The 18,490-nt window shown below is 70.2% G+C and carries 11 protein-coding genes and 2 pseudogenes; 3 read left to right on the forward strand and 10 right to left on the reverse strand.

Annotated elements, in window-relative coordinates:
- Positions 1–35 precede the first annotated feature (35 nt).
- Complete coding sequence (locus MJQ72_RS27385) at positions 36–1,544, reverse strand: glutamate synthase subunit beta (protein WP_240593907.1); 1,509 nt, start codon at positions 1,542–1,544, stop codon at positions 36–38.
- Positions 1,537–6,105, reverse strand: a complete 4,569-nt coding sequence (gene gltB / locus MJQ72_RS27390; RefSeq protein ID WP_240593909.1) for a glutamate synthase large subunit — start codon at positions 6,103–6,105, stop codon at positions 1,537–1,539. The genes MJQ72_RS27385 and gltB overlap by 8 nt, the downstream gene beginning before the upstream one ends.
- A gap of 325 nt (positions 6,106–6,430) precedes the next feature.
- Here gltB and MJQ72_RS27395 point away from each other — a divergent pair, with 325 nt between their 5' ends.
- Together MJQ72_RS27395 and MJQ72_RS27400 are read left to right on the forward strand one after the other, a co-directional pair.
- On the forward strand, positions 6,431–7,216 hold the full coding sequence (locus tag MJQ72_RS27395; protein ID WP_240593911.1) for an SDR family oxidoreductase: 786 nt from the start codon (positions 6,431–6,433) through the stop codon (positions 7,214–7,216).
- A 12-nt stretch (positions 7,217–7,228) separates the two neighbouring features.
- A complete protein-coding gene (locus tag MJQ72_RS27400) occupies positions 7,229–8,293 on the forward strand; it encodes a diacylglycerol kinase (protein ID WP_240593913.1) in 1,065 nt (354 codons plus the stop codon).
- A 64-nt stretch (positions 8,294–8,357) separates the two neighbouring features.
- Here the strand turns inward: MJQ72_RS27400 and lgt are convergent, their stop codons facing one another.
- Genes lgt through MJQ72_RS27415 form a run of 3 tightly spaced genes read right to left on the reverse strand, consistent with a single transcriptional unit; the run spans position 8,358 to position 11,742 of the window.
- Positions 8,358–9,404: a prolipoprotein diacylglyceryl transferase gene (lgt, locus tag MJQ72_RS27405; RefSeq protein WP_240593915.1), complete on the reverse strand. Its 1,047-nt coding sequence runs from the start codon at positions 9,402–9,404 to the stop codon at positions 8,358–8,360.
- Between the two features lie 29 nt (positions 9,405–9,433).
- Positions 9,434–10,603 (reverse strand): M20 family metallopeptidase, encoded by a 1,170-nt coding sequence (locus tag MJQ72_RS27410; RefSeq protein ID WP_240593917.1) that lies wholly within the window; start codon positions 10,601–10,603, stop codon positions 9,434–9,436.
- Positions 10,600–11,742 (reverse strand): amidohydrolase family protein, encoded by a 1,143-nt coding sequence (locus MJQ72_RS27415; RefSeq protein ID WP_240593919.1) that lies wholly within the window; start codon positions 11,740–11,742, stop codon positions 10,600–10,602. The genes MJQ72_RS27410 and MJQ72_RS27415 overlap by 4 nt, the downstream gene beginning before the upstream one ends.
- Positions 11,743–11,838: 96 nt before the next feature.
- On the opposite strand from MJQ72_RS27415, the pseudogene MJQ72_RS27420 reads away from it, so the two are divergent.
- A pseudogene (locus MJQ72_RS27420) lies at positions 11,839–13,211 on the forward strand (glutamine synthetase).
- Between the two features lie 98 nt (positions 13,212–13,309).
- Here the strand turns inward: MJQ72_RS27420 and trpA are convergent.
- From trpA to MJQ72_RS27445, 5 genes and pseudogenes are all read right to left on the reverse strand, one after another.
- Complete coding sequence (gene trpA, locus MJQ72_RS27425; RefSeq protein ID WP_240593924.1) at positions 13,310–14,101, reverse strand: tryptophan synthase subunit alpha; 792 nt, start codon at positions 14,099–14,101, stop codon at positions 13,310–13,312.
- Positions 14,098–15,327: a tryptophan synthase subunit beta gene (gene trpB, locus MJQ72_RS27430; protein WP_240593926.1), complete on the reverse strand. Its 1,230-nt coding sequence runs from the start codon at positions 15,325–15,327 to the stop codon at positions 14,098–14,100. Before trpB ends, trpA begins: the two co-directional genes overlap by 4 nt.
- Entirely contained in the window at positions 15,324–16,133 is an 810-nt protein-coding gene (gene trpC / locus MJQ72_RS27435; protein ID WP_005155232.1) for an indole-3-glycerol phosphate synthase TrpC, read from the reverse strand. The genes trpB and trpC overlap by 4 nt, the downstream gene beginning before the upstream one ends.
- 192 nt (positions 16,134–16,325) lie before the next feature.
- Positions 16,326–16,840: pseudogene (locus MJQ72_RS27440) on the reverse strand (Trp biosynthesis-associated membrane protein).
- Between the two features lie 34 nt (positions 16,841–16,874).
- Positions 16,875–18,437 (reverse strand): anthranilate synthase component I, encoded by a 1,563-nt coding sequence (locus MJQ72_RS27445; protein WP_240593928.1) that lies wholly within the window; start codon positions 18,435–18,437, stop codon positions 16,875–16,877.
- Positions 18,438–18,490 lie beyond the last annotated feature (53 nt).

An 18,490-nucleotide genomic window follows, 5' to 3' on the forward strand; every position in this document is an offset into this window, starting at 1 on the left:
CACGCGCCGACGACGCTGTCGGCGCGTGCCGGGGATCAGACCACCGCGAGCGGCAACGCCGTCGGGTGCACCGGAGCGGGCAGGTCTGAAGCGCCGGTGAGGTACGCGTCGACGGCGCTCGCCACCGAACGTCCCTCGGCGATCGCCCACACCACCAGCGAGGCACCGCGGTGCGCGTCGCCGCAGACGAACACGCCGGGCGACGAGGTCTGCCAGTCCGCGCCGCACGAGAGCGTGCCGCGCTGAGTCAGCGAAAGACCGAGCCCGTCCAGCAGCGGCATGTGCTCGACACCCTCGAACCCGATCGCGAGCAGCACGAGATCGGCGGGCAGCTCCTCGACCTCGTCGTTGACCGGGGTCACCATCCGCTTGCCGGTCTCCGGGTCCTTCACCACGCGGACCTGACGGAGCTCCACGGCGCGCACGTTGCCTTCGTCGTCACCGATGAACCGGGTGACCGCGACGGCGAACTTGCGCTCGCCCGCCTCCTCGTGCGCCGGATAGGTGCGCAGGATGTACGGCCACGTCGGCCACGGCGAGCGTTCATCGTCCCTTGTGGACGGTGGCGTCGGGTACTGGTCCAGCTGGGTCACCGAAAGCGCGCCCTGCCGGGTCGCGGTGCCGTAGGAGTCGGCCCCGGTGTCGCCGCCGCCGATGATGACGACGTGCTTGCCGGCCGCGTCGACCGGCGACGGGCCGTCGCCCTCGACGTACTTGTTGGCCGGGACCAGATGTTCCATCGCCAGATGGATCCCGGCGAGCTCGCGGCCGGGCGTGGTCTTGTCGTCGCGGCCGCGCAGCGCGCCGACGGCGAGGACCACGGCGTCGTACTCCGCCCGCAGTTCCTCGACGGTCAGGTCGACGCCGACCTCGCAGCCGGTGACGAACTTCGTGCCCTCCTTGCGAAGCTGCGCGAGCCGCCGGTCGAGGACCTTCTTCTCCATCTTGAACTCGGGGATGCCGTACCGCAGCAGGCCGCCGAGCCGGTCGTCCCGTTCGAACACGGTCACCTCGTGCCCGGCGCGGGTCAGCTGCTGCGCGGCGGCGAGCCCGGCCGGACCGGAGCCGACGACCGCGACCCGCTGCCCCGACGAAACCGCCGAGACCTGCGGCTGCACGTAACCCGCTTCCCAGGATTGGTCCGCGATCGTCTGCTCGACCCGCTTGATCGACACCGGACCGCCGGACAGCGGCGAGATCGACAGGACACAGCCCGCCTCGCACGGCGCGGGGCACAGCTTCCCGGTGAATTCGGGGAAGTTGTTGGTCGCGTGCAGCCGGTCGCTCGCCGCGGCCCAGTCGCCGCGGCGCACCAGGTCGTTCCATTCCGGGATCAGGTTGCCCAGCGGGCAGCCGGAACCACCGGAGTGGCAGAACGGGATGCCGCAGTCCATGCAGCGCGAAGCCTGCTTGCGCACCTGTTCGTTGCGCTCGCCGGGCTCCACGTCGGCGTACACCTCGCCCCAGGTGGCGAGACGCTCCTCTTTGGACTTCTTCTTCGGCTCTTCGCGTTCGTACTTCAGGAAACCCGTCGGATCAGCCACGAGCGGCCTCCATGATCGCTTCGTCGACGTCGCGGCCCGCGGCACGCGCCGCCTTCGCCGCGTCAAGGACACGCTGGTAGTCGCGGGGCATCACCTTGGTGAACGCCGCCGAGCGACGCGGCCAGTCGCCGAGCAGCGACGCGGCCACGGCCGAACGTGTGAGGTCGTAGTGTTTCTGCACGGTCTTCTTGAGCCAGGCGAGATCCTCGGACGACGGCGTCTGGAGGTTCACCATCTCCTCGTTGACCTTGCCTCGGTCGAGGTCGAGCACATAGGCCTCGCCGCCGGACATACCCGCCGCGAGGTTGCGCCCGGTCGGGCCGAGCACCACGGCCTGTCCGCCGGTCATGTACTCGAAGGCGTGGTCGCCGACGCCCTCGGCGACGACCACCGCGCCGGAGTTGCGCACGCAGAACCGTTCGCCGACCTGGCCGCGCAGGAACATCTCGCCGCCGGTGGCGCCGTACGCGAGGGTGTTCCCGGCGATGGTCTGGCCCTCCGCGGCGAACTTCGCGTCCGGATGCGGGCGCACGATGATCCGCCCGCCCGAAAGACCCTTGCCGACGTAGTCATTGGCGTCGCCGACCATGTCGAGCGTGATGCCGCGCGGCAGGAACGCCCCGAGCGACTGCCCGGCGGAACCGGTCAGCAGCACGTGGATCGTGTCCTCGGGCAGCCCTTCGCCGCCGTAGCGACGGGTGATCTCGGAACCGAGCAGCGTGCCGACGGTCCGGTTCACGTTCCGCACCGGCAGTTCGAGCCGCACCGGGTGCGCGTCCTCCAGCGCCGCCTCGGCGAGCTGGATCAGCGTCCGGTCGAGCGCGTGCTCCAGGCCGTGGTCCTGCGAACGCGTGCGCCGTTTCGCCCCGCCGTACGGGGTGTCGGACGGCATCTCGAAGATCGGCGCGAGGTCGAGACCGGAGGCCTTCCAGTGCTCGATCGCCTCGTCGGTGTCCAGTACCTCGGCGTGCCCGATGGCCTCGTCGAGGGTGCGGAAACCGAGTGCCGCCAACGTTTCCCGGACCTCTTCGGCGACGAACCGGAAGTAGTTCACGACGTGGTCGGCCTGGCCCGTGTACCGCTTGCGCAGATCCGGGCTCTGGGTCGCGACGCCCACCGGGCAGGTGTCGAGGTGACAGACGCGCATCATGACGCAGCCTTCGACGATCAGCGGCGCCGTCGCGAAGCCGTACTCCTCGGCGCCGAGCAGTGCGGCGATGACGACGTCCTTGCCGGTTTTCATCGCGCCGTCGACCTGCACGGTGATCCGGTCGCGCAAACCGTTGAGCAGCAACGTCTGCTGGGTCTCGGCGAGACCGATCTCCCACGGCGTGCCCGCGTGCTTGAGCGAGTTCATCGGGGAGGCGCCGGTGCCGCCGTCGTGGCCGGAGATGAGCACCACGTCGGCGTGTGCCTTGGACACGCCCGCCGCGACCGTGCCGACACCGAGCGAGGACACCAGCTTCACGTGGATGCGGGCGTTCTCGTTGGCGTTCTTGAGGTCGTGGATCAGCTGCGCCAGATCCTCGATCGAGTAGATGTCGTGGTGCGGCGGCGGCGAGATGAGCCCGACGCCCGGCGTCGAGTGCCGCGTGCGCGCGATCCACGGGTACACCTTATTGGGCGGCAGCTGCCCGCCCTCGCCCGGCTTCGCGCCCTGCGCCATCTTGATCTGGATGTCGTCGGCGTTGACCAGGTACTCGCTCGTGACACCGAAGCGGCCGCTCGCGACCTGCTTGATCGCGCTGCGGCGCGCCGGGTCGTAGAGCCGCTCGGGGTCTTCCCCGCCCTCACCGGTGTTCGACCGGCCGCCGATGCGGTTCATCGCGATGGCGAGGGTTTCGTGCGCCTCGGCCGAAATCGAGCCGTAGGACATCGCGCCGGTGTTGAACCGCTTGAAGATCGCCTCGACGGGCTCGACCTCGTCCAGCGGGACGGGCTCCCGGGCGCCCTCGCGGAAGGAGAACAGCCCGCGCAGCGCGCCACCCTGGCGGTACAGGCGGTGCACCTCGTCGGAGTACTTCTTGTACACCTCTTCCCGGCCGGTCTTCGTCGCGTGCTGCAACAGGAAGACGGTCTCGGGGGTGAACAGGTGCAGCTCGCCCTCGCGGCGGTACGCGTACTCGCCGCCGGTCTCGAGTCCACGGTGGACCCGGTCGGTCGGGTTGTCCGGGTACGCCCGGCGGTGGCGGGTGGCGACCTCTTCGGCGAGCACGGTCAGCCCGACCCCGCCGAGTTTCGACGACGTCCCGGTGAAGTACTCGTCGAGCAGATCCTGTGCCAGGCCGAAGGATTCGAAGACCTGCGCCGCGGTGTACGCGCCGACGGTCGAGATGCCCATCTTCGACATGATCTTCAGGACGCCCTTCACGAGCGCCTTGACGTAGTTGCGGACCGCCGTGGCGGGCTCGATACCGGTGATCGCGCCGGTCGAGATCATGTCCTCGATGGTCTCGAAGGCCAGGTACGGGTTCACCGCCGCGGCGCCGTAGCCGAGCAACAGCGCGACGTGGTGGACCTCGCGGGCGTCACCGGTCTCGACGACCAGCGCGACGCGGAGCCGCTCCTTGGTGCGCACCAGATGGTGGTGCACCGCGGACACCAGCAGCAGCGACGGGATCGGCGCCATACGGTGGTCGGAGTCGCGATCGGACAGCACGAGCGTGCGCGCGCCCGCCGCGATCGCCTCGGAGGCCTCGCGCCGGACCCTCTCGATCGCCGAAGCCAGCGCGTCGGCACCACCGTCCACTTCGTACAGTCCGGAAAGGACACTGCACGCGAACCCGGGAAGGTCGCCGTCGTCGTTGATGTGGATCAGCTTGGCGAGTTCGTCGTTGTCGATCACCGGATACGGCAGCTGCACGTGGCGGCAGGAGGCCGGGCCGGGGGCGAGCAGATTGCGCTCGGGGCCCATGATCCGGCTCATCGAGGTGACGAGCTCTTCGCGGATCGCGTCCAGCGGCGGGTTGGTGACCTGCGCGAAGTTCTGCTTGAAATAGTCGTAGAGCAGCCGGGAACGCTTCGACAGCACGGCGGGCGGGGTGTCGGAGCCCATCGAACCGATCGGCTCGGCCGCCTTGACCGCCATCGGCGCGAGGAGGATCTTCAGCTCTTCTTCGGTGTAGCCGAAGGAAAGCTGGCGCCGCAGCACGGAATCGTGGCTCTGCACGATGTGGTCGCGGTCCGGGAGGTCGGCGATCTGCAGGAGACCGGCGTGCAGCCAGCCCTCGTACGGGAGTTCCTTGGCCAGCGCCGACTTGACCTCTTCGTCGTCGACGATCCGGCCGGCTTCGGTGTCCACCAGGAACATGCGGCCGGGCTTGAGGCGGCCCTTGGCCACGACGTCCGCGGGGGCGACGTCGAGGACGCCCGCCTCACTGGCCAGCACGACACGGTCGTCCGCGGTACGCCACCATCGGGCGGGGCGCAGGCCGTTGCGGTCGAGCACCGCGCCGACGAGCGTGCCGTCGGTGAAGGTGACACAGGCCGGGCCGTCCCACGGCTCCATGAGGCTGGCGTGGAACTGGTAGAACGCACGGCGCTGGGCGTCCATCCCGGCGTGGTTCTCCCACGCTTCGGGGATCATCATCAGCACCGCGTGCGGCAGCGACCGCCCGCCGAGGTGCAGCAGCTCCAGCACCTCGTCGAAGGAGGCGGAGTCCGACGCGTCGGCCGAGCAGATCGGGTACAGCCGGGTGAGGTCGCCGGGGATGAGGTCCGATTCGAGCAGCGCCTCACGGGCGCGCATACGGTTGCGGTTGCCCCGGATGGTGTTGATCTCGCCGTTGTGCGCGACGAACCGGAACGGATGCGCCAGCGGCCACGACGGGAAGGTGTTGGTGGAGAACCGGGAGTGCACGAGCGCGATGGCGCTGGTGAGCCGGGTGTCGGTCAGGTCGGCGAAGAAGAGCGGGAGCTGCTCGGGGGTCAGCATTCCCTTGTAGACGATGGTCCGCGAGGACAGCGACGGGAAGTAGGTGCCGCAGCCCGCGGTCACGCTCTCGTTCTCGACGCGTTTGCGGAGACAGAAGGCCAGGCGGTCCAGTTCGAGCCCGGCGGGACATCGCCCGTCGGCCTCGGCGCCCGCGACGAACAGCATCGCGAAATGCGGCATCACCGAACGCGCCGTCGGGCCGATGTCGGCGCGGTCGGCGTCGACCGGTACCTCACGCCAGCCGAGGACGTCGAGGCCCTCTTCCGTGGCGATCCGCTCGATCAGGGCGATGGCCTTGTTCCGCTCCTCGATGTCCGAGGGCAGGAAACCGATCCCGGTCGCGTAGGTCTGGTGACCGCCGGCGTCCGCCTCGGGCAGGGGGAAGCCCACCTCCGCCCGCAGCAGCTCGTCCGGGAGCTGCAGCAGGATGCCGGCGCCGTCGCCACTGGTCGGCTCCGCGCCGGCGGCCCCGCGGTGGTCGAGGTTCGTCAGCGCGGACAGGCCGTCGGTGACGATGCCGTGCGAGCGCCGCCCGCGGACGTCGGCCACCATGGCCACACCGCAGGAGTCCTGTTCGGATTCGGGATCGTAGAGACCCTGTTTGCCTGGAATGGCGGAGAAGATCATGAAGGGACCTCCTTCGTCGTCTGTGCTCAGCGGCCGGACGGGCCGGCCGGGGGATGCGCACGGGACGACGATGGCCCGTTCGTTAGCGCGACTTTAACACCTGTGAAACACGTCGGCATCAGTTCGGCGGGCGCGAAAGCCCGCCGATGGGTAACGATCTGGACGCCCGGAACGACACAGTTCCTGATGAGGTCACAGTAGTTCGTTCCGCTAAGTATATGTCCCGTTCCGGGATGTCACGAGACTCGGTGAGGCGACCCTAGTCACTCCCGGCGTCCGGCGCGAGTCCGAGGCGCTCACACTAGAACGTGTTACAGTTCTGCTCATGATCCTGGACCGCTTCCGGCTCACCGACCAGGTCGCCGTGGTCACCGGCGCCGGACGCGGGATCGGCGCGGCGACCGCCGTGGCGCTCGCCGAGGCCGGCGCCGACGTGGTGATCTCCTCCCGCACCGAGACCCAGCTCGAAGACGTGGCGGCCCTGGTCGCCGCCACCGGACGGCGCGCCCACGTGGTACCCGCCGATCTGAGCGACCCGGCCGCCGCGGGCGAGCTGGCGCGGATCGCGGCGGCGGAGTTCGGGCGGCTGGACCTGGTGGTCAACAACGTCGGCGGCACGTATCCACGGCCGCTGCTGGAAACCACCCCGGACTTCCTCGAAGAAGCCTTTCGCTTCAACGTCTCCACCGCGCACGCGCTGACCGTGGCGGCGGCACCGTCCTTACTGGAGTCGGGCGGCTCGGTCGTCAACATCTCGTCGGTCATGGGCCGCGTGACCGGCCGCGGTTTCGCCGCGTACGGGACGGCGAAGGCCGCGCTGGCGCACTACACCCGGCTCGCGGCGGCCGACCTCGCGCCGAAGGTGCGCGTGAACGCGATCTCCGTCGGCTCGGTGGCGACCTCCGCGCTCGAAGTGGTGGTGGGCAACGACGAACTGCGCGGCCGGATGGAGGCCGCCACTCCCCTGCGCCGCATCGGCGAGGCCGAGGACATCGCGGCCACCGTCGTGTTCCTGGCGTCGGGCGCGGGCCGGTACGTCACCGGCAAGATCATCGAAGTCGACGGAGGACTGCAGGCCCCGAACCTGGAGCTGGGCCTGCCCGATCTGTAGGAGGCGAGCGCCTTGCGCGTGGTCCAGTGGAGTACCGGGAACGTCGGCCGCCACGCGCTGGCCGGGATAGCGGCGCGGCCCGATCTCGAACTCGCCGGGGTCTGGGTTTCGAGCGAGGCCAAGGCCGGTGTCGACGCCGGGGAGCTGGCCGGGCTCGGGCGCCCGCTCGGCGTCGCGGCCACCACCGACGCGGACGCGCTCATCGCGCTGAAGCCGGATTGCGTGCTCTACACGGCGATGGCCGACGACAGGCTCGTCGAAGCCGTCGAGGACCTGAAACGCTTCCTGCGCGCGGGGATCAACGTGGTGTCCAGCAGCCCGGTGTTCCTCCAGTACCCCGAAGGCGTCGTCCCGCCGGAGATGATCGAGCCGATCCGGGAGGCCGCCCGCGAAGGCGGTGCCTCGCTGTGGGTCAACGGCGTCGACCCCGGCTTCGCCAACGACTGGCTGCCGCTGGTGCTCACCGGTGTGTGCGAACGGATCGACGAGGTGCGCTGCCTGGAGATCCTCGACTATTCGACGTACGACAACGGCAAGGTCCTGTTCGACATCATGGGCTTCGGCCGGGAGATGGACGATCTGCCACTCCTGCTGCAGCCCGGCGTGCTGTCGCTGGCCTGGGGCAGCGTCGTGCGGCAGCTCGCGGCCGGGCTGGACGTCGAACTCGACGCCGTCGAGGAGGTCTATGAGCGGCTACCGGCGCCTGAGACTTTCGAGATCGCCTCGGGAACCATCAAGGAGGGCACGGCGGCGGCGCTGCGGTTCGAGGTGCGCGGCATGCGCGGCGGGCGGGCGGTGTGCGTGCTGGAGCACATCACGCGGCTGCGCGGCGACCTCGGGCCGGACTGGCCGCAGCCGACCGGGCAGGGCTGCTACCGCGTCCAGGTGACCGGCGAGCCCGAATACGTGCTGGACCTGCGCCTGGTCGGGACCGACGGCGACCACAACACCGCCGGGCTGAAGGCGACCGCGATGCGGCTGGTGAACGCGATCCCCGCGGTGGTGGCGGCTCCGCCGGGGCTGCTGACGGCGCTGGACCTGCCCTTGGTGACCGGGCGGGGTCTGGTCTCTCCCTGAAGTCCGTGAAGGCCTCCTTGAGGGACTCTGGGTCCCTCAAGGAGGCCTTCACGGACTTGGAGCGCTACTTCTCGGGGTCGGGCTTCGGGTCCTCGGTCGCCTTGTCGGCGGCGGAGTCCCGGACGGTGTCCGGAGCCGCGGCGACCTCCGCGTGCGACTCACCGGAATCGGAGGAGTCAGCGGAATCGGCGGAGTCGGAGGAGTCTTCCCGCGGCACGTCCTTGCTCCACAGCGTTTCCGGAGCTTCCCTCGGTCCCCGCTTGGCGGCCAGGACGAAGTACGCGATCGCCGCGGCGAACAGCAGGATCGAGGTCCACACGTTGACCCGCAGGCCGAGGATGTGGTTCGCGGTGTCGGTCCGCATCATCTCGATCCAGAAGCGGCCCGCAGTGTAGCCGGCGACGTACAGCGCGAACACGCGGCCGTGGCCGAGGCGGAACTTCTTGTCCGCCCAGATGACCAGCAGCGCGACACCGAGGTTCCAGAGCAGCTCGTAGAGGAACGTCGGGTGCACGGGGCTGTCCGGCAGCGGGACGTGCCCGATCGCGATGCCGTTCAGGAAGTCGTCCGGGTTGGTCGGGTTGTAGCGCTGGTAGATCTCCAGGCCCCACGGCAGATCGGTGTGCGCGCCGTAGAGCTCCTGGTTGAAGTAGTTGCCGAGCCGCCCGATGGCCTGCGCGATCACGATCCCCGGCGCGAGCGCGTCGGCCATCGCGGGCAGCGGGATGCCCCGGCGGCGGCAGGCGATCAGCGCGCCGACGGCGCCGAGCGCGATGGCACCCCAGATGCCGAGGCCGCCGTCCCAGATCTTCAGCGCGTTGAGCGGGTTCTTGCCCTCGCCGAAGTACAGCTGGTTGTCGGTGATGACGTGGTACAACCGGCCACCGACCAGGCCGAACGGCACCGCGAACACCGCGACGTCGATGACGGTGCCCTTCGTGCCGCCGCGGTTCACCCAGCGCCGTTCGCCCAGCCAGATCGCCACGATGATGCCGGCGATGATGCAGAGCGCGTAGGCCCGGATCGGGACCGGCCCGATATGCCAGACGCCCTGGTCGGGGCTGGGGATGGTCGCGAGGAACGCTGCCGAGGCGGTATTCACGTCGGCCACCGTAGCGCTTCATCCACTTCTTGGGGGCGTCAGCCCTCGACGGCGGCCAAATAGCCCGCGATCAGCGCCGACGCCACGTGCCCGATGGCCGCGTCGGGCGGCAGGAACAGCTCGTCGTGCAGGCTGGGCGCGCCCGCGGTGTCGCCGAGGCCGACGAACATCATCAGCCCGCGCGTCATCCCGCAGTAGTGCGCGAAGTCGTCGGCGCCGAACGAGCGGAACTCGGTGTCCACGCCCACCCCGGTCCGGAGCAGCCGCCGGTGCGCGCGCTGGGTGAGCCCGGGGTCGTTGTGCAGCACCGGTTCACACGGGCTGATCTCCAGTTCCGCGCGGCAGCCGTGCGCCTTCGCGGTGCCGTGGACGACCTCGGCGAGCCCCTCCAGCGCGAGGTCGCGGTCTTCGGCGCGCATCAGCCGCAGCGAGCCCGACAGGCGGGCCTCGTTCGGCACGACGTTGGCCGTGGTCCCGGCTTCGATCCGGCCGACCGAGCAGACCGCGCCGAACACCGGGTCGACCCGGCGGCTCGCGAGCTGCTGCAGACTCACCACGATCTGGCTGAGCGCGAGGATCGGGTCCCGCAGCAGATGCGGGTATCCGGCGTGCCCGCCCTGGCCGCGGACGACGACGTCGAACTCGTCGGTGGAGGCGTTGACCGGTCCCGGCACCGCGGACACCACACCCGCCGCGAGCCGGGGCTGGACGTGCGCGCCGATGACCGACTCGACGCCGTACTCGGCGAGCACGCCGGACTCGACGATGTCGAGCGCGCCGGACGGCGACGTCTCCTCACGCGGCTGCAGGAGCGCCAGGAGCGGCCGCGGCACCCCGACGACGGCGGCCGCGCGGCAGGTGGCGACGAGCGCGGCCATGTGGACGTCGTGTCCGCACGCGTGCATCAGCGGCGTCTCCGAAGCCCACGGGATCCCGGTGCGTTCGGTGACCGGCAGCGCGTCGAGTTCGGTGCGCAGCGCCACGGCCGGTCCCGGTCCGGTGCCGGGGAGCAGCACGGCGCGGCCGGTTTTGGCGACCTGGACGCCGTCGTCGATGCCCAGTGCCTCGACGACGACCCGCGCGGTGTCCTCCTCGTCCCCCGACGCCCGGGGATCGGCGTGTACGCGATGCCTCAGTTCTATCGCGGCAGGCAGCTCCGCTTCGACCGCGGCCTCCCACCGGTCGTGCAGTTCATCCAGCTCCGTCATGTCCCCTCCAGCCCGTACACCCGTTCGGCGTTGCGGTGCCCCACCAGCGCCGCTATCCGATGCGCGTCCACTTCGGACAGTACGTCCGAAGTGAGCCCCGCGTACAGGAAGTCGGACAGTCCTTGCCGGAACAGCGCGGTGCCGAGGTGGTACAGCTCGGCCAGCCCGAACGCGTCCGTGGAGAACAGCAGCTTCCCGAACGGCACGATCTCCATTGTCTCCGCGATGATCGCGGGCGCACGATGACCGGCGTTGTGCGTCGCGAGTCCCACGTCGACGAACACGTGCTCGAACACCTGCGCCAGATACGCCGCGTTCCGGTGGAAGGGATAGTTGTGCAGCAGCATGATCGGCACCCCGTGTGACCGGGTGGCCCGCAGCAGCCCGGTGAGCAGCAGCGGATCGCAGCGGTGCAGGTCGACGTCGGAATCGCCGAACCCGACATGGAACTGGATCGGCAGCGCCAGATCGATCCCGGTCCAGATCAGGAACCGGTGCAGCACCTCGTCCGCGAGGCGGACCGGTTCGCCCGCCTCGATCCGCGCGAGCCAGCGCCCCGCCGCTTCGGTGACTTCGGCGTCCGAGGGCCGCTCCCCCGCCAGGTCGAGGCCGACCCGGTAGGCGGCGATGGACTTGAACCCGACGGCCGTGGTGGCGCGTTTCGCCAGTTCCCCGGTGAAGGCCTCGATGAATCCGGCCGCGGTGGTCGCCCCGATCACCGATTCGGCGACCTGTTCGAGCCGGACGATATCCCGCGCGCGGGCGCCGGACAGGGCGGCGAACTGCTCGGTCGTGGTCAGCGTGTCCGGCAGGAAACCGCCGTCGAGCAGGAATTCGGTCGTGCCGGTGGCACGCAGGAACCGCGCGTTGACCTCCGTGGCGCCCAGTTCGGCGCGGCGGGCCAGGTAGACCTCGGCGGGCACGTGCGGCGGCAGGTCGAGCACGGGAGCGCAGCGGGCCCGCACCGCGAGCCCGATCAGCGAATCGAACAGGGTCGTGCCCAGTGACGAGACGGTGTCGGCCTCGGTGAGCATCTGTTCGAACTCGATCCGGCCGAGATCGCCGGTGACGACGCCGTGGCAGTGGTGGTCCACCAGCCGCGTCCGGGCCACGAACGGCAGGATCGGGGTTCCCGGCATGAGCGCGTCCCTTCTCGTGATCGACGAGTGCGGCCCCACCCTATGGCCGGATCCGGGCGTGGCAAGGGGCTGGAGAACAGGCCAGGATGAGGAACCATGGTGAACCGGGAAGCACTGACCGCCCGCGCGACCGCCCTCACCGGGGAGCTCCGGGCACGGGGTGTCGAGCTCGTGGCGCTGACCTTCGTGGACAACGCCGGGATCGCGCGGGTCAAGGCGGTGCCGCTGCGGAAGCTGCCGTCGGCGGCGGCGTGGGGTGTCGGCGCTTCGAATTCCTTCGACTTCTTCGGCTTCGACGACGTCATCACCGGTGGTGAACATTCCCTCGGCCCGGTCGGCGACCTGCGTCTGCATCCGGACCTCGACGCGCTGACCGTGCTCGCCGGGCAGCCCGGCTGGGCCTGGGCGCCGGTGACGAAACTCGACCAGGAGGGCGAGCCGCACGCACAGGATCCCGCGCCCTCCTGGCGACGGCGGTGGACCGGCTCGCCGCACGCGGTCAGCGGGCGCGGATGAGTTTCGAGATCGAATGGGTGATCACCAGCGCCGACGCCCCGGACGACGCGACGTCGGCCACGGCGGGCCCGGCCTACGGCTACGCGAGGCTTTCCGAACGCGCGGACTACCTCCGCGCCCTGGTGTCCACTTTGGACCAACAGGGCGCCGGGGTGGAGCAGATCCATCCCGAATACGCCGACGGCCAGTTCGAACTGTCCGTCGCCGCGGCCGATCCGGTGCGCGCGGCCGACGTCGCGGTGCTGACGAAGGAGACGATCCGCGCGCTCAGCCACCGGCACGGGCTGAAAGCGTCCTTCACCCCGAAGTTCGCGCCCGCCGGCGTCGGGAACGGCGGGCACGTGCATCTGAGCGTATGGGACGGCGCGCGGAATCTTTTCTCGGGCGGGGAAAGGGTTTTCGGGCTGACACCGGTCGCGGAGTCGTTCAGCGCGGGCATCCTGGAGCGGCTGCCCGCACTGCTCGCGATCGGGGCACCGTCAGTGGTCAGCTACCTGCGGCTGGAGCCGCACCATTGGGCGGGCGTGTACACCGCGTGGGGGCTGGAGAACCGGGAGACACCGCTGCGGCTGGTGCGCGGCGTCGCCGGGAATCGCGAGTCGGCGGCGAACCTCGAGGTCAAATGTTTCGACCTGACCGCGAATCCGTATCTGCTGGCGGCCGCGCTGCTGTTCGCCGGGATGGCCGGTGTCGACGCGGAAGCGTCACTGCCGGAACCTCTCGACGTCGACCCCGGAACGCTGACCGAGGAGGAACGCGCCGCCCGCGGGGTCGAGCGCCTGCCCCGGCGGCTGGAGGAGGCCGTCGCCGCGTTCGAGGCGGACAAGGACCTGACGGCCGCGTTCGGCGCTCCGCTGGCGACGACGATCGTGGACGTGCGGCGGGCGGAGATCGAGCGGTTCGCCGGTGCGAGCGCGAAGGAGATCACCGAAGCGCAGCGGTGGCGGCACTGAGGCCGGTGGCCGAAGGACGCTTTCCCCGCATCAGACGCAGTGAAAGGGCCCTTCACCGCATCACATGCGGTGAAGGGCCCTTTCAGCCCACGTAGGGATCAAGCGGGGGTGACGGCCTTCCGCACACCCGCGGCCAATTCGGCCGAAAGCCCGCGTACCGCGTCGGTCCCGCTCGCCGCGGCCGTCACCAGTGCCGAGCCGACGATGACGCCGTCCGCGAACCCGGCGACCTGCGCCGCCTGCTCGCCGGACCGGACGCCGATCCCGACACCGATCGGCAGTTCCGTATGCGCGCGGGTGCGCTCGACCAGCTCCTCGGCGTGCACGCCGACCTGGTCACGGGCGCCCGTCACGCCCATCACGGCGGTGGCGTACACGAAACCCGAAGCGGCCGCGACGGTCTTCGCGATCCGCTCCTCCGAAGAGGAGGGCGCGACCAGGAAGATCCGGTCCAAACCATGCTGCTCGGAGGCGGCCATCCACTCGTCGGCCTCGTCCGGGATCAGGTCCGGGGTGATCATCCCGAGCCCGCCCGCGGCGGCGAGATCCCGCGCGAAGCGGTCGACGCCGTAGCGGTGCACCGGGTTCCAGTACGTCATCACGACGGCCTTGCCGCCGCGCGACGACACCGACTCGACGACCTCGAACAGGTGCTTGAGCTTGAAGCCGCCCGAGAGCGCGCTCACCGAGGCGGCCTGGATGGTCGGGCCGTCCATCACCGGGTCCGAGTAGGGCACGCCCACCTCGACCAGGTCGGCGCCGCCGTCGACCACCGCGGCCAGCAGATCCTTGGACCCGTCGACCGTCGGGAAGCCCGCCGGAAGGTAGCCGATCAGCGCGCCGCGCCCCTCGGCCCGGGTCTTCGCGAAGATCTCGTCCAGCGCGCTCATGCGTTCTCCACCAGGCCGAAGTACTTCGCGGCGGTGTCCATGTCCTTGTCGCCGCGACCGGACAGGTTCACGATGATCAGCCCCTCGGGGCCGAGTTCACGGCCGAGCACCAGCGCGCCGGCCAGCGCGTGCGCCGACTCGATCGCCGGGATGATGCCCTCGGTGCGCGAAAGCAGCTTGAACGCGTCCATCGCCTCGGCGTCGGTCACCGGCCGGTACTCGGCGCGGCCGCTGTCCTTGAGCCACGAGTGCTCCGGGCCGACGCCCGGGTAGTCGAGGCCCGCGGAGATCGAGTGCGATTCGACGGTCTGGCCGTCCTCGTCCTGCAGCAGGTACGTCATCGCGCCGTGCAGGTTGCCCGGGGTGCCCTTGGTCAGCGTGGCGCCGTGACGGTTCCCCTCGATGCCCTCGCCGCCCGGTTCGAGACCGACCAGGCGCACCGACGCGTCGTCGATGAAGCCGTGGAAGATCCCGATCGCGTTGGATCCGCCGCCGACGCAGGCCGCGACGGCGTCGGGCAGGCGTCCGGCCTGCTCCAGGATCTGGGCGCGGGCCTCCTCGCCGATGATCTTGTGGAAGTTCCGCACCATCATCGGGAACGGGTACGGGCCCGCCGCCGTGCCGAACAGGTAGTGCGTGGTGTCTGCGTTGGTGACCCAGTCGCGCAGCGCCTCGTTGATCGCGTCCTTCAGCGTGCGCGAGCCGGTCTTCACCGGGATGACCTCGGCGCCGAGCAGTTTCATGCGGGCGACGTTCAGCGCCTGCCGCTCGGTGTCGACCTCGCCCATGTAGACGACGCATTCCAGGTCCAGCAGCGCGCAGGCGGTGGCGGTGGCCACGCCGTGCTGCCCGGCCCCGGTCTCGGCGATGACCCGCTTCTTGCCCATCCGCTTGGTGAGCAGCGCCTGGCCGAGCACGTTGTTGATCTTGTGCGAACCAGTGTGGTTCAGATCCTCGCGCTTGAGGAAGATCCGGGCGCCGCCGGCGTGCTCGCCGAAGCGCTTGGCCTCGGTGAGCAGCGACGGGCGGCCGGCGTACTCGCGCAGCAGGCGCCGGAACTCGTTGACGAAGTCCGGATCGGTCCTCGCCTTGTCGTATTCCGCCGCGACCTCGTCGACGACGCCGATCAGGGCCTCGGGCATGAACCGGCCGCCGTAGGGGCCGTAGTAGCCCCGGCCGTCCGGGTCGTGCTCGCCGTGCGGTGTTTCGGTGTACTCCACGCTCATCGAGAAGGCCTCGGGCAAGCGGGGTGCGAACCGGCGGTCACGAGCTTGACCAGGGCGCCCTTCGGGTCTCCCGAAGCGACGAGCCCTTCGCCCACGAGGACGGCGTCGGCGCCGTGACCCGCGTACGACATCAGGTCACCGGGGCCGCGGACACCGGACTCGGCGATCTTGAAGACGTCCATCGGCAGGCCGGGGGCCAGCCGCGAGAAGACGTCGCGATCCACCTCGAGGGTGTGCAGGTTGCGGGCGTTGACGCCGATCACCTTGGCGCCGGCTTCGAGCGCCTTGTCGGCCTCTTCGGCGTTGTGGATCTCGACCAGCGCGGTCATCCCGAGGGATTCGACGCGGTCCAGCAACGCGATCAGGGCGTTCTGCTCCAGCGCGGCCACGATCAGCAGGACCATGTCCGCGCCGTGCAGCCGCGCCTCGTGGACCTGGTACGGGCTGACGATGAAGTCCTTGCGCAGCACCGGGATGTCGACCGCCGCGCGGACCGCGTCGAGGTCGGCGAGCGAACCGCCGAACCGCCGCTGCTCGGTCAGCACGCTGATCACCCGCGCGCCGCCGTCGGCGTAGTCCTTCGCCAGCGCGGCCGGATCCGGGATCTCGGCCAGATCGCCCTTGGACGGGCTGCGCCGCTTCACCTCGGCGATGACGCCGATACCGGACTCGCGCAGGGCCGCGAGGACGTCACGTGGGGGCGCGACCTGGGTCGCGCGCTTCTTCAGTTCGTCGAACGGCAGAGCCGCCTCGCGCTCGGCGAGATCGGCACGGACGCCGGCGACGATGTCTTCGAGCACGCTCACCGGAGTCCCTCACCGGCCGTCGTACTCACGGATTCCTTCGCAAGGTCGCTCACAAAAACCTTCCCCTTCCCGCCGAAACGATGCTAACCCCCGCACGGATACGGCCTGGTTCCGGGTATGTCCGTTACTCCGAATGCCCACCGTGTCATCTTTCCCGGCGTAGATCTCCGAAACCCGCGAATTCCGCCGTCGTCACCGGGTCGCGGTGGGATCTTCGCCGTCGGACAGCGCCTCCCACAGCTCGGTCTCCGGATCCTTCGCGGCCTTCTTCTTCGCCCCCGGCGCCGAATACTTCGCGCCGAGGCGCGGCATCCGGCCCGCGCCCTTGATGGCTGCCAACCCGCCCGCGGTCACGAGAATTCCCCGAGGATCGCGAGGCCGCGGGCTCCCAGCATCTGGGCGACGGGCAGTCCGTCGGCGAATCCGCTGAACGAGCCGCCCGCCACGCCGATCCACACCGCGGCGACACCGGCCACGGCGAGTACCACGCCGAGCACCCGCCGTGGCCAGCCGCCGGTGGCGATCAGCCCCGCGGTGCCGGCGAGCGCCAGCAACGCGAGGGGAATCAGCGCAATCGCACGCTGTGAACCGGTTTCCGTGTACAGCACGGTGCCGCGCACGCCGCCGTCGCGGAACTCCGCGAACCACACGAGCTGCGAGGAACCCCACAACGCGACCGCGCCCAGCAGCAGGCCCACCACGGCGATCCACAGTGGACGCTTGGCTTTCTTCGCCGGGGCGTCAGACACGAGTGCTGTCACCCGCCGGGTCGAGTTCGTCCGCCGCGATCATCGTCTGCGCCGCCGCGACGGCGGAAAGCACCGTGCGGGCCTTGTTGAGCGACTCGTTGTCCTCGTAGTCGGCCACCGAGTCCGCGACGACCCCGCCGCCCGCCTGGACGTACGCCGTGCCGTCCTTCATCAGCGCGGTGCGGATCGCGATCGCGGTGTCGGCGTCCCCGGCGAAGTCGAGGTAGCCGACAACGCCGCCGTAGAGCGCCCTGCGGGTGGGCTCCAGCTCCTCGATCAGCTGCATCGCGCGGACCTTCGGCGCGCCCGAGAGCGTCCCCGCCGGGAAACAGGCGGTGACGGCGTCGAAAGCCGTCTTGTCGTCGAGGAGTTCCCCGGTGACCGTGGAGACGATGTGCATGACGTGGCTGTAGCGCTCGACGTCGAAGAAGTCGACGACGCGCACGGTGCCGGGCTTGCAGACCTTGCCGAGGTCGTTGCGGCCGAGGTCGACGAGCATCAGATGCTCGGCGCGTTCCTTCTCGTCCGCGAGCAGGTCCTTGGCCAGCTGCGCGTCCTCCTCCGGATCGGCGCCACGCCAGCGGGTGCCCGCGATCGGATGCGTGGTCGCGCGGCCGTCCCGCACGGTGACCAGCGACTCCGGGCTGGATCCGACGATGTCGAAACCGTCCAGGCGCAGCAGGTACATGTACGGGCTCGGATTGGACGTGCGCAGCACGCGGTAGACGTCGAGCGCGTCGGCCTGGGTCTCGATCTCGAAGCGTTGCGACGGCACGATCTGGAACGCTTCACCGGCCTTGATCGCCTCGACGGCCTTCTCGACGGCGGCGTGGAAGTCCGGCTTGGAGCGGCGGCGCGTGAATTCGGGCGCGGGACGATCGAAGACCGCGGCCGTGGCCGGGGCGGCGACGTGCAGCTGCTTGGTCATCGCGTTCAGGCGCGCGACGGCGTCGTCGTACGCGGCGTCGACGCGCTCGGCCGAGTCGTCCCAGTTGACCGCGTTGGCGATCAGGGTGACGGTGCCCTCGTGGTGGTCGAAGGCGGCCAGGTCGGTCGCCAAGAGCATGGTGAGCTCGGGGATGTCGAGGTCGCGCTCGGCGAGCTCGGGGAGCCGTTCGAGCCAGCGGACGGCGTCGTAGCCGATGTAGCCGACCATGCCGCCGGTGAGTGGCGGCATCCCGGGCAGCTGCTCGGTGTGCAGCGCGGCGACGGTCTCACGCAGAACGGTGAGCGGGTCGCCCTCGGTCGGCAGGCCGACCGGCGGGGTGCCGGTCCACACCGCCTCGCCGTCACGCACGGTCAGCGCGGCGGGGCTGTCGACGCCGATGAACGACCATCGGCTCCAGGAAGCGCCGTTCTCCGCCGATTCGAACAGGAACGTCCCCGGCCGGTCGGCGGCGAGCTTGCGGTAGACCCCGATGGGGGTCTCACCGTCGGCGAGCACGCGACGGACGACGGGGATGACGCGACGGCCCTCGGCGAGCGCGCGGAACTCGTCGCGCGAAGGGCTGACCGAGCCGAGCCCCGAGGGGCTGGCGTTTGCGGCGCTGACCATGTCGCTCATTGTGCTGCAACGGCCGTGAGGACCTGGACGGGGGGATGAATTCA

It is taken from the genome of Amycolatopsis sp. EV170708-02-1, assembly GCF_022479115.1.
Classification (GTDB): domain Bacteria; phylum Actinomycetota; class Actinomycetes; order Mycobacteriales; family Pseudonocardiaceae; genus Amycolatopsis.

Bases quoted from the DNA above. Each gene is read 5' to 3' on its own strand.
- gltB (WP_240593909.1), bottom strand. From the start codon at position 6,105: ATGATCTTCTCCGCCATTCCAGGCAAACAGGGTCTCTACGATCCCGAA.
- MJQ72_RS27395 (WP_240593911.1), top strand. From the start codon at position 6,431: ATGATCCTGGACCGCTTCCGGCTCACCGACCAGGTCGCCGTGGTCACC.
- MJQ72_RS27410 (WP_240593917.1), bottom strand. From the start codon at position 10,603: ATGACGGAGCTGGATGAACTGCACGACCGGTGGGAGGCCGCGGTCGAA.
- MJQ72_RS27415 (WP_240593919.1), bottom strand. From the start codon at position 11,742: ATGCCGGGAACCCCGATCCTGCCGTTCGTGGCCCGGACGCGGCTGGTG.
- trpA (WP_240593924.1), bottom strand. From the start codon at position 14,101: ATGAGCGCGCTGGACGAGATCTTCGCGAAGACCCGGGCCGAGGGGCGC.
- trpB (WP_240593926.1), bottom strand. From the start codon at position 15,327: ATGAGCGTGGAGTACACCGAAACACCGCACGGCGAGCACGACCCGGAC.
- MJQ72_RS27445 (WP_240593928.1), bottom strand. From the start codon at position 18,437: ATGGTCAGCGCCGCAAACGCCAGCCCCTCGGGGCTCGGCTCGGTCAGC.